General features: G+C 34.3%; 11 protein-coding genes and 1 pseudogene. All 12 read right to left on the bottom strand.

The annotated features are described in order from the left end of the window. Window positions 1-105: 105 nt before the first annotated feature. Window positions 106-3345, bottom strand: coding sequence for an LPD25 domain-containing protein (locus DN392_RS27710; RefSeq protein WP_149238168.1), 3240 nt, complete (start codon window positions 3343-3345; stop codon window positions 106-108). Then, entirely contained in the window at window positions 3338-3613 is a 276-nt protein-coding gene (locus DN392_RS27715; protein WP_105590236.1) for a hypothetical protein, read from the bottom strand. Before DN392_RS27715 ends, DN392_RS27710 begins: the two co-directional genes overlap by 8 nt. A 42-nt stretch (window positions 3614-3655) precedes the next feature. Then, entirely contained in the window at window positions 3656-4087 is a 432-nt protein-coding gene (locus tag DN392_RS27720; RefSeq protein ID WP_149238169.1) for a hypothetical protein, read from the bottom strand. Next, window positions 4088-5281 (bottom strand): MobP2 family relaxase, encoded by a 1194-nt coding sequence (gene mobP2, locus DN392_RS27725; RefSeq protein ID WP_149238170.1) that lies wholly within the window; start codon window positions 5279-5281, stop codon window positions 4088-4090. Continuing rightward, complete coding sequence (locus tag DN392_RS27730) at window positions 5274-5534, bottom strand: hypothetical protein (protein WP_016102512.1); 261 nt, start codon at window positions 5532-5534, stop codon at window positions 5274-5276. Before DN392_RS27730 ends, mobP2 begins: the two co-directional genes overlap by 8 nt. Window positions 5535-5793: 259 nt before the next feature. Further along, the gene (locus tag DN392_RS27735) at window positions 5794-6690 is read right to left on the bottom strand and encodes a hypothetical protein (RefSeq protein ID WP_149238171.1); all 897 of its coding nucleotides are present in this window, start codon (window positions 6688-6690) and stop codon (window positions 5794-5796) included. A gap of 22 nt (window positions 6691-6712) precedes the next feature. Continuing rightward, window positions 6713-7291 (bottom strand): MerR family transcriptional regulator, encoded by a 579-nt coding sequence (locus DN392_RS27740; protein ID WP_149238172.1) that lies wholly within the window; start codon window positions 7289-7291, stop codon window positions 6713-6715. 27 nt (window positions 7292-7318) lie between these two features. Next, window positions 7319-8452 (bottom strand): bifunctional lytic transglycosylase/C40 family peptidase, encoded by a 1134-nt coding sequence (locus DN392_RS27745; RefSeq protein WP_149238173.1) that lies wholly within the window; start codon window positions 8450-8452, stop codon window positions 7319-7321. Window positions 8453-8456: 4 nt separating this feature from the next. Beyond that, entirely contained in the window at window positions 8457-10394 is a 1938-nt protein-coding gene (locus DN392_RS27750; RefSeq protein WP_016128052.1) for a VirB4 family type IV secretion system protein, read from the bottom strand. A 15-nt stretch (window positions 10395-10409) separates the two neighbouring features. Continuing rightward, window positions 10410-11222, bottom strand: coding sequence for a hypothetical protein (locus tag DN392_RS27755; RefSeq protein WP_016128053.1), 813 nt, complete (start codon window positions 11220-11222; stop codon window positions 10410-10412). Window positions 11223-11236: 14 nt separating this feature from the next. Further along, on the bottom strand, window positions 11237-11524 hold the full coding sequence (locus DN392_RS27760) for a DUF5592 family protein (RefSeq protein ID WP_002130425.1): 288 nt from the start codon (window positions 11522-11524) through the stop codon (window positions 11237-11239). Between the two features lie 47 nt (window positions 11525-11571). Continuing rightward, a pseudogene (locus tag DN392_RS27765) lies at window positions 11572-11864 on the bottom strand (hypothetical protein); the annotation flags it as partial.

The raw sequence follows: 11864 nt of genomic DNA on the forward strand, positions 1-11864 counted from the left end.
TTTCCTTTTACCCTCTTTCATTTCTAGATATAAAAAAATCACTTTCCGTTTTCTCAATTGAGTAACAAAAAATGATTTAATCTGGTGTTCCTGCTATACAATTTTTCATCGTTCCATTTCCATTGTTTCTTTTTTTCTACTTGATTTCTTTGTAGCCTTCGACTGCTCTACATTACCAGGCTCTGGCTCCTTGTCTTTTTCTTTATGATTCGTTTGTTTTCCGTTTAATGGCTGAAATTTTTTATCTACATCCATTTCCTTTGAAGTTGTAGACTGATTCACCGTTATTCCTTCTTTCCCAAGCTTCTCATTCACCTGGTTTTCTAATTTCACAACGTGTTCCTGGCTTACCAGCTCATTATCAATCGAAACATACTTTGTTGTATAATACCGCTCTTCAGCTTTTACACGAGTGACAATACTATCAATATCATCTGGTGTTTCTTCATATTGTGAACGTCTGTATGCTTCGAATTTTCGGCTTAAGTCCTTATCTAACGTAGTTGACTCTTTTTCTTTTGAAGGCTGAATTTGTTGATCTAAAGAGGCAATAGGTGCATAGCCCTCTTTCTTCATTTCTTTATACAATTCCACTTCTTTTTCACTAAATGAAGGATCTTTTTGTTCCTCTGCCTTATCAACTAAAATTCCATATCGTTCATCTTTTACGATTTCATCCAGGCTCATATTCGCATCCTTTTCATGAATTACAAATGATTGATTCCCTTTTCCATCAAAAATAGAGTCTTGAACTTTTTCATATAAATCTGATTTCAAAATATTATCCAAATAGACATTTTCTCGTTCTCCATTTTTCTCCATTAAGGAAACATATAAATCTTCTGGATTTGTTTTATCTCCGTTCCATACCGATAAATAATTAATATCTTTCGTAACAGCATCCATCATGTGGATTCTTGCAACTTCTTCATCTTGCATATCATTTGCTAATACTTCAATTGTAACTAAATGGTTGGGTGTCTCTTTCGATTTTTCTAATGGATTTTCTTGTTCTTTTTCCATCGGTATTTCTTTGTTATTTCTATGGTTCACCACCTCATCTCGTAACGCTTGTTTTACTTCATCCGATAGATACCTTTTCTCGTTTAATACTTGTTCATATGGTGTCTTGTAGTCCCCATCTCCCATATTGAAACGATCCATACTCACAAGCTCCATTCTTCCAAAATCCCTATCGACTTCTTTTGGAATGGCAATATGATAACGAGCTTGATCGTAGGGGATGGTTTGACCTCTTTCTTTAGCTTCTTCTCTTGCTTTTTCAATACTTACAATGACTTCAGCCATTTTTTCATTGGCTTCTCCAAATGGGATCAGTTGATTATTCTTAAAAGTTTCGTTATCGCTCCATTGAACTAGCATAGTTGGTCGATTCATTTCATTCTGATTAAGTGCTGCATACTTTTCTTGATTCGCCTCGTTAAATGCATCAATAAATTCTTTATCACTCAATTTTTCTGCACCTTCTACAGGTTCAAACGCACGATTCCTATCTGCTTGTTCCCTTAACTCTGTAACAGAGACAAGTTCTTGTGTCGTGTTACTTAAACTCATGTATTCCACCAATAAGATATTTTTTTCATCCTGTTTTTCATTTACAAGACTAGGTTGATCGTTTTTTTCTAGTCCAATTGGTGCAAGTATTTTTTCTTCTACATGTTCATATTCAATCGTTGTATAATACCCATCCTCTTTATCTAGACCTTTAAAACTTGCCTCTTCTGCTACTGTATATCCATGACCCTCAACATGAAAAACTTCTTCATTTTGCTGTAATGGCTTACCTGTTTCTTGGCAATAAATCACTTCTGATTCGTCTTTTGGATATAGTCCTTTATATTCAATATCATTATTCATTACTTCTTTATGCGCTGTTGAAATTCGGTGATTAATTACATTCAAAGCTAGGCTCACTGAATTTTGAAACCAAAAATCCTTATGGTTTTCTTTCACATACTCATTAACACAATCGACTTTTAAACTCTTTTCACGATCTAACGAAACCCTAGCAAGTGGTATATCATTGAAACTATCTCCTAACAAATCAGCTTCATAATATGGCTCTAACGTATCTGTAATTTTTTTAAGTGCATCTTGTTCTCTGTTTGTACCAAATTCATAAACGATCTGTTCCATCTCCCTTAAATTCAAACGAACATTAGGGTTTATTTCTTCTAATACACGATTATCTTCTGAAAGTTGAATTTCATAGTTTTCCCAATGTTTTTCAAAATTTAATCCTAGCCTTTCATCAATAAGTCGCTGCGCATTTTGTTGAATGCCTGTTAAAATTTCGAAATTGTCTCTTACATTTCCATCTTTATTTTCAGACACTTGTTTTGCCATATGATCTACTCCTTTTTCGTTTGTTTTTTCTTTTTCTTTTTCCAACGTGCTTTCAATTGTTTCGATAAATTCAATTGAAGTTTCATGTACTTCTTTTAACAACTTCGTTTTATCTTTCATTTCTTTTCCTTGTGTCCAGCTTGCTAAATACCCTAAGGAATATTCGCTCGTATCAATCCCAAAATAAGAAGAAACTGTATAAGCTGTCATTTCTGCTTGAAACTCTTTCTCTGGTGCTGTGTAATTCATATGTGTCTCTGCTGTATGAAGTTTAGCGTGTGCCAATTCGTGAAGAAGTGTTTTTACATTTTGTAATTCACTGTTTCTAGGATTCAAAGCAACCTCTTTTGTTAGGGGATAGCTCACACCTTTTGCAACACCCAGCTCTGATTTTGGTGCAATGATTTTCACACCGTTTTTTTCCGCAATGGCTTCCATTCCTTTGTACAAACTTTTATAATCTGTTACGCTCCCGTCTAGCCAACGATTCGGAAAAATACGAGGAAGATCTTCCGCTTTTGCGTTCGTTTGGGACACATCAAACACATGACCGACAGCAAAATATAAGCGACCAGGTATCACTTCTACACTTTTAGATTCGATTTGATTTCTCTCTTCCTCACTTGCTTTAGTTACTGTTTTCCAAGTGCCTTCTTTGTCTTTAAATTTTGCTACAGTTCGGTTTGGAACAAGGATTTTAATTCCTTTCTCACCCTTCTTAACCGGAAATCCTTTTTCTTTCCAAAAAGAAAAGGAACCCACTGCCCTGGCTCCCTCGAATTGACTCTGTATTAATGAAATATTAGATGGTGAATAGCGATAAAACTTTGCCATAAACGTTAAATAATCTTTTAAATCTCCTGGTGTACGAAAATAACCTTCTACGCTTTTTTCCATCTTTTTTGTTAAAGCTTGCACCGCTTCTTTCTTTTCTTCCGGTGATTTCGTTTGATACTTTTTCTTATAACTGTTACTCATGATCTTCTCCTACTCTTTCACTCGCTCTTTGCAATTCCTCCATGTCTTCTTCATTCCATCTTTCAGTTGTATCAAAGAAAAGCGCATGTGTTTTTAGGTTAACCGGAACTAACATATTCTCTTGATTCATAACATGAACTGCAAGTTCTTCCTCTTGTTCTCGTGTAATTTTGATTGTTAGTTCTTCCTCTTTTACAAGTAAAACGAGTTCACCTTCTCCAATTTCTTTAATAACTCCTAATGCAATATCTTCATGAAATAACAACATCCTAATAACCTCCTATTTTTTTATAAAAAAGAACAATGTAGATTACGTTACATTGTTCTTTGATGCCTCATGATCTAAACGTTTTTGTCTTAAATGGCTAATTCGTTCTTCCACAGTTTTCTTTGCCATCTTCACACTTTCCATCTCCTGTTTATCAGTCGTAATAATGCTGTCTACGCCTTCTAAAAAGAAATAACCATTTAATAACTCAATTAAAACTTGTGTATTTCGATCCGCACTATTTGCACCAAGACGTATTTTTGTTAACTCACTTTTCAATACATCGTGTAGATTTTTTGACACAATTTCAGAGACATAATTCAATGACCATTCAGTATTTTTGGATGCTTGATGTTCTCTACAAATTCTAACAATTGCTTCACCGTTATATCTGATATTGTGTTCTTCCATATAATCTTTAATATACGTATCTGTTTCCTCATCCAATGTAATTTGCATACGAAAGTCTTTCATTTAATAACCCCTCTCATTTTGATATGCACTTTCTTTTTGCATCCGCTCATAATACTTTTGATTCTTCCAACTTTCATATTCGCTTTTAAAAGCACGTTCCATTTTTTTCATTGAGTATTGAATAGATACATTCTCTTGAAATTTTTGAAACGGTTTTGATTTTTTCATATGATGGATTCTCTTTTGTTCTTTATCATATGTCTTCATTTCTTGTAAAAAGGCGTTACCCATTCTTTTATACAAGTCATTAATTTTATTCGTCTTGTAATTTTCATATTGCTTCTTATCATACTTGCCTTCCCCATATGCTTCTTTAAAAACTTGCACTTCTTTATCTAACTTTTGGAGAAACTGATCGTAATCTTTTTTATGATGATGTTGAATATATCTACTGCTTAATTCATCAATTTCCGGCTTCAATGGTTGAATGGTATTGTAGCTATATTGCCACTGTCTTTTATCACTTGGTAACTGTTTATAGATTTGTAAAAACAATGGTTTCAAATGTTGATTGCGCCAATCAAAAACGGAATCCTCTTTTTTACTTCCCACCATGTTTTTTCGAATTAAATCATTAATTTGTTTTTGTTCCTGCTTACGATCTAACAAATTGTTTACGACTTTTCCCCTCATCGCATCTAATGTTTTTGGTTTTCTTTTGCCACGTTCTCTCGTTGGAAAAGGTTCAACAGTTGCCACATGAATATGAATGTTATCCGTATTAAAATGAATGGCTGCCGACCAGGTAGAACTTTTTTCTAATCCCTCCCTTTTCTGCATTTCCTTCATCGCAAGCCGTGTCACATCCATTAACTTTTTTTCGTCCAATGTTTTAGTTTTCTCATCATATATGCCTTGTTCCTCTAGCCAAGGATTATGAAAAGAAATGACATCTTGCCACATGATACTTCCATTTTCGTGAGCGGTTTTAAACATTTCCTTTAAGGCTTTTTTCTCACTTTCTGTTAAACGATTTGAGTGTTCCGTAAACAGTGCCGATGTCTTTTCTGGATTCCCCATATATTCTTGGTACGTCTCAAACATTTTTGGATTCAACTTCACTTCACTTTGTGCTTCTTCCCGGTCTACATACTCAATATAGTTCTGGAATGCATCGGAACTCGGTAATACAAATTTTGTTTTTAAAACAACACCAGGGGTAACAGAAGATTGAACAGTGACTGCATTACTCATTTTCATCATCCTGCATCATGAGTTGTATAAACTCATTCATTTTTTTCATTTCGCTATAACAATCATTCATCATATGGATGTTCTTTTGGATGATATTTTCTAATTCCATTTCTCTTTTATTTTGTTGCTGAAAAAATGCCAACATTTCAATTTGGTCTTTCAAAAACTTCTGCCTGGATAATCCTTTCCTCTTTGCAATTTCATCTATTTTCTTTACGGCAATTGGATCTACTTCTCTAATTCTGATTTCCACTTTTCCCTCTCCTTTCTGCAATTGTGGGTAGAGATCAAAAAATAGTGAGAAGAGCATAAGGGGTTTTTGTTCCCACCTAAGGTGTGAAGCTAGGCGGAGCCTAGCGAAACGATGGGAACAAGAAAACCTTCTAGGTGTAGACTCACTCACGACACAAAATCTTATGATGTAGACTCACTCACGACTCATTTTTTCGTGATGTGGACTCACTCACGATACGAAATCTCTTGATATAGACTCACTCACGACATGACTTTTTTCACTTTTTATTAATTTCTTGTGCCTTTTCTTCTAACTTTTTGATCTTATCCCGTGCAATTTTTTGTTCTCCTTTAAACAATTCAACGTTCTTTTCTGATGATTTTATTTTAGATTCTAAGGATGCTATTTTTGATTGTGTTTCCGTTTTTTCCGCTTCAGTTTGGTACTTCATTTCATCTTTTAATTCTTTTACTTTTTCATAAACTGTCTTCGCATTTTCTTCTTCCATTTTGATTGCTTTTCCATAATTTTTTATCTTTGTTTCTATATCTTTTTTGTCTCTTTCTATAAAATCTAACTCATATGTTTTTTTATCTTCAGCTAACAATTCATCATTCGCTTTTGTTTTTCTTTGATCGGTAAAAATCGTCTGAACAAGTTTATTGGGACTCTTTGTGCTTGTATTTTCTTCTTCGTATTCGTTAACATCTTGTGTAAACTTCCGAATATCCATTTGTTCTTTTTCACTGTTTTTATTGTAAATATCGAAAGCTAACGCTCCCCAATTTGGAGATAATTCTTTGACTTCTATCACGTAATTTCCGTTCTCTTCATACAACACTTTGACAGGTAATTGAACACCAGACTTTCCTTTTTCTTGTGCCTTAAACGTAAATCCAGTTTCCTCATATCCTTCTATCCGAAATCGAATTTCTATGAAGTTTTTATGTGGATTATATTCCCTTTGCTCTACAATCAATTTTCCCATCCCCGACAACTTGATTACTTTATTTGTTTCCGTATGGAATAGTTTTTCATCGTTCGGCATGTAAATTTTAGATGTCAAGAAAGCGAAAAAACCGATAAATAGAAAGCTGATAATTGCTAGGTAGATCCACGACTTATTTCTTCTCAAATTGATTCTTTCACTCTTCCTACTGATTGCACCTATCACACTCTCACCTCATCTTTTTTTGTTATAAAACTTGCACATTGAGTTCTTCTACACTTGTAACTCGCCATGTTTCCTTTTCCTTTTTTATGATGATTCGCAACACACTTTTAACTTTTTCTTCTCGATTTTGCGTTGAATCCGTCGTGACATTTATAAATTCAGCTAACACAGATACTTCTTCTTGATCGGGTTCATTTTCTTGTAAATAAAACTTCATTTCTATTGGTTTTGTTTTATAGGTATCTCCTAATTCGTATTTATCAGTGGGATAAAATTGTTGTAAAAGTTCTTCACTCATAATGGATTTTGCTTTTTCTTTTCGCTCATTATAGCCTTCTTTTTCTCGATGAAAGGATAATTGAATAAACGTTTCGGCTGTCGATAAATACGCTCTTCTCTGTTGTTCTTGTGCGGAGGGAAGCACCTTATCAAGTCGTCTTTTTAAGTCTTCATTTTGTTTTGTTAGTAATTCATTTGAAAGTTTTAACTGTTTTTCTTTGCCATCACTCATTGATTTTTTGCTCAAATAGATATTAAAAGCTGTCACACCTACAACTAAAATGACAAACACAATAAACAAAGATTTTCGTTTATCTTTCATTCTTTCAGTCTCCTATTCTTTCGATTTTTAGAACCTTCTTACATGACCAGAAAAGACTTTTTTCCAATACGGATTATTTAAATCTTCAATGGAAACACCTTTATTTGTTTGGCAACCAATGAAAGTATTTTTATCAATTACAATGCCAACGTGTCCGTCATGTTTGTAGGTATCAAAGAAAATAACATCACCCGGTTTCATATCATTTACTGATACTGTTGTACCGATTTTATTTAATGTTTCCGTACTTACAGCTCCTATCGGACTGGTATACATCCCTACTTGTTCGAATGCCCAACGTACAAAACTTGAACAATCAAAAATTCCTCTTGCAATGTCATTTGTATTACGTCCTCCACCAAATACATACGTAGAACGCCCTATCCATTGGCGACCTACATCAGCAACTTTTGAACCGCTACTTCCTCCACTTCCTGGATTTCCTCCTCCACCAGAAACGACAGAACCTGGTTGATAATATTTCAAAACGGCATCAACATAAAGCGCGTCGCCATAGCACGCGGAGTAGGGTATCATCTCTGGCCTTACACAACGATACATGCCCGTATGTTTCACTTTTTGATATTGTTGTTGTGAAAATTTAATTGCTAATTCTTTCGTATACTTGCCACCATTTGCACCAATAAAGTCAAAAAATCCTGTCCCGAAATTGTAAGCTTGAAGTGCTGTTTTGATATGGTCCATGTCTCCTGGACTCGTTACTCCGGCTCTTTCTATCGCATGTTTAAACTCCTGTACACCAGCCCAAATAGAATAGTCAGGATCTGTAATACAGTTTGGTGATTTACAATATTTCGTATTAAATGCCCCTTCAGAACTCTGCATCGGATCACTACCACGCCCTCCGCTTTCTTGCATCATTTGGGCAAGCATTAAAGCGACAAAGGGTTCCACGCCAAACTCTTTCGCATACTTACGAATCGTAGGTTCCCATTTCAAAACTTCGGGCGATACATTCATCACTTGCCCTTCACCTGTATACGTAATGTCACCCGTGTCTGTTCCTGTTCCACTATCACTTCCCATTGCTGCAATGAAAATACTAACGACTCCAAGTAAAAGAAAAGAAAAAAGACCCATCACAATTAACGCTAAAGTGATGAGCCATCTCTTTGGTATAATCTTTAAAACTAGATGCATGGTATTAAGCACCTCCCCCAAATAACATCAATTCTTCGTCTGTTACTTCTACATGAAAATGAATATTTTTTACAGCCCCAATACTTAAAATAACGTCCCCTGTTGGTAAATGTGGGATCGCTGCAATTTCACTTTCACTTAACTGTCCAGCAAAAACTTTTCGTAACATATCTAAACTATTGTTATCTTGTTGCATGATAAATTTGTACTGTGTAAGTTCAAAGAGCTTTTTGATTTCATCAATCATTTCTTGTGAAGATCCTTCCGGTACAAAATCTCGAATCGTATGACTTGCATATAAAAGACCTGCAAAATATTTTCGGTCTTCTCGGCTAAATTTTATTAAAAATTGTAAAGCGTGAGCACTTTCTTTTCGTGTGTTAATTATATGATGTGCTTCGTCAATAATAATGAAATATCGAATGACATCTTCAAAAGCAATTTGCTTTTTGTTAAAGGCTCTTAATTGAGGCGCACCATTTGATATCATTTCATCCCATAGGAGATTTAACACATTAAAAATTTGCGCTTGAAACACTTCTGCTTTAGAACTGGATATATTCCGTAAGGAAAAAGATACAACTTGTTCTTTCTTGAAATCTTCAATTGTAGAATGCCCATCGAATAATTGTGCATACACTTCTACTAGATTCATAAGATTTAATTCAATTAATTCTAAACGATGGATTCTACTGTCTCCTAAATTTTCATGGTGCTTTTTACTTACTACATCTTGATATAACTCTTTACGAACAAAATTTAAAAAATCAGAGAAAATAGGATATTCTTTTGGTTTTCTTGTTGTAATTTCATTTGTTGCTCCCTTTTTATCATTCCATAATTCCATACGAATATATAATTTTCGAAGCAAATTTTCATACTCTTTAATTTCATCATCTTTTGCTTCTGGTGCAATAAAGCGATAAAAAGTTGTCATTTTAGATAAATGCTGAATGAAACTAACTTCCTCACTTTCTGCTGTCTTATATACTTGAAGTGGGTTAATTTGACCTTGTGATCCATCTAATGCAATTGTTTTTCCATTCAAGTCACGTACTGTTTCCTCGAATTCACCTACGATATCAAAAATACGGATAAAATGTCCTTTACTTGCATAATCCACGGCTTTCTTTTTGAGTAAGGTTGATTTTCCAGCACCAGGCTTTCCAACCATTACACCGTTATAACTCTTTCTTTGTTTGTCTTTATGAAAAATATCAAAAATAACATTTCCTTTTGTTTTCGTTGTTCCATAATACGTACCGTATGGATCGTGCAAATAAGAATAGTGAAATGGACATCCACCAGCCAAACTGACTGCCGGAATTTCTTTCCCTTTTCTTCGGTTCACATAGTTTTTTTGTGTATCAAAACTCGTTACGAGTGCATCCCATTCATATTCTTGTTCATTTAAAAAGACAGCTCCGCGAAAGTTATAGGATTCTAATGTTTCCATGATTTCTTTCACTTGTTTTTCTAACTCATCTAATGTTCTAGTGGAAACATAGATACGGATGTGAATACGCTTCATGACTTCTCCTTGTTTTAAGTCCGTATAAAGAGCTTCCAGCTCTAAGAATTCATTTTTCGCATCAATCCGATCTATATTATCTTTCGCTGTATCATGACGAACACTTTGTTCGCTCATGGACTTATTAATGGATTCAACAACCTCTTTTCGGTCATCACTCATTACATCTAATGTTGTGATCACATTTGGCATATTCATAATTTGCTCTAACCAAAAATCATTTACTTCTGTTGGATAATCAAAAACATGGATACAAGTAGAAAATCCATCACCTGTTTGAACATAACTTTCTTTAAAACTTACGCCTCCTTGTGGCTGAACTCTAGCCACTAAATAAGGGTTGTAACCTTTCTTCTTTTTTAGTTCTTCTTGTTTTTCCTTTTTTGATTTTTTACTTTTGAACGCAAACATATTGTTTCCCCCTTACTACCATATATTTTTCGTTCCCAATTTTGCATTTTGATTAAACAATTTAAACATAAGCTCTAGCTTTTTCTCTTCATCCACCTCTAATAGCTCGGTAGAGCGTTTGATATATCGCTTTGCTGCATCTACACGTTCTTTTACGATTAATTCCGTTTCTCCGTAAATAAATAAGAAGGCTTCCCGATTTGTTCTGCCCCATTCTAAAAACTGAAGTTCTTTTAACTTTTGATTTAAAATCCGTTCATACAAAGGACTAGTACATTCTTTAATTTTCTTCTCTATATAACGTTGTTGTTCAGTTGTTTGACATGGGAAGTTTAAAAAAACGAGTTTAATGGACTGTTTGTAGGCTTGATAAAAATAAGCATGTGAGAAAATAACAAATGCTTGCTCATCGCTATTCTTAGAGAACATATCGTCACCTTCCACTTGAAGAATTTCTAAAAACTCCTCATTTTTCAGCTCAAATATGCCATCCTCCGTCATATCTACGATTTGCATAATTTCCGCAATACTTTTCTTTACCTTTGGTGGTGCTTCTTTCTTTTTTCTAGATAAAAAACCTAAAAGTTTTGGATTTTTCTTTTTCGAAACATCTTTCTTTGGCTTTTCTTTCTTCTGTTTTTTTACGTTTCTTTCTACCTTTGTTTTTTCTTCTTCTTTCTTTTTGTTGGGTATCACCTTAACAATTTCTTTTGGTTCAGAAAGTGATTCTTTTACATTTTTTTCGTTAAATCGAAATGCTTTTTTCTTCGGTCTTTCTAGTTGTTTTGGCTCTTGTTTCTCTACATCTTTTTCGCTGAATAACGCCATATGTGATCCCTCCCTTATTGATCGTTATCAATGGCACAATATGCGCCTTTTCTTCTTAGCAATGTAATAATCAACACTTCATACATTCGTTTTTGAGGATTCGTACTTGGTCGCCAAATCATGATAATTGCAATAGCTGCCATGAAAATAACAAATGGTAATTGAAAGGAATCATGTACGAAGTTCCTAAGAATCATCGTTACAACTAATAAACCAATTAATAAAAAGAAATCTATTAAATAAAGCACTTTATTAATCCGTAATTCTGTACTGATTTCCTTCGGAATCCGATAGCTTCTCATCGGGATTCCCTCCTTTTCAACAATAAAAAATAAGCGTACGATTACGCTTATTTTTTATCTGTATTATTTTTGCTCACAATATCTCTCCAACTTTTACCTGTATTTTGACCCATTTGATAAAAACGCTTTGTATTCTGTACCGTTTCAGAAGTATTAATTCGTTCTTGCACTCCTCTTACTTTTTGTTTCATGGATGATGTAGTATTTTTAACTTTATCCGTTGTATATTGTCCTAATGTCCGTGTTTCCTGACTTCTACTTGCTGCCACTTCTTTATCACTTTCATAAGGAATAATCGGGCTACTTCCGCTTGGCACTGATCTTGATGTTTCCACTGGTG

It is taken from the genome of Bacillus sp. BB51/4, assembly GCF_008368845.1.
Lineage (GTDB): Bacteria > Bacillota > Bacilli > Bacillales > Bacillaceae_G > Bacillus_A > Bacillus_A wiedmannii.

Coding starts and splice junctions, on each gene's coding strand:
- DN392_RS27750 (WP_016128052.1), bottom strand. CDS start 10,394: ATGTTTGCGTTCAAAAGTAAAAAATCAAAAAAGGAAAAACAAGAAGAA.
- mobP2 (WP_149238170.1), bottom strand. CDS start 5,281: ATGAGTAATGCAGTCACTGTTCAATCTTCTGTTACCCCTGGTGTTGTT.
- DN392_RS27760 (WP_002130425.1), bottom strand. CDS start 11,524: ATGAGAAGCTATCGGATTCCGAAGGAAATCAGTACAGAATTACGGATT.
- DN392_RS27755 (WP_016128053.1), bottom strand. CDS start 11,222: ATGGCGTTATTCAGCGAAAAAGATGTAGAGAAACAAGAGCCAAAACAA.
- DN392_RS27740 (WP_149238172.1), bottom strand. CDS start 7,291: ATGAAAGATAAACGAAAATCTTTGTTTATTGTGTTTGTCATTTTAGTT.
- DN392_RS27715 (WP_105590236.1), bottom strand. CDS start 3,613: ATGTTGTTATTTCATGAAGATATTGCATTAGGAGTTATTAAAGAAATT.
- DN392_RS27720 (WP_149238169.1), bottom strand. CDS start 4,087: ATGAAAGACTTTCGTATGCAAATTACATTGGATGAGGAAACAGATACG.
- DN392_RS27745 (WP_149238173.1), bottom strand. CDS start 8,452: ATGCATCTAGTTTTAAAGATTATACCAAAGAGATGGCTCATCACTTTA.
- DN392_RS27710 (WP_149238168.1), bottom strand. CDS start 3,345: ATGAGTAACAGTTATAAGAAAAAGTATCAAACGAAATCACCGGAAGAA.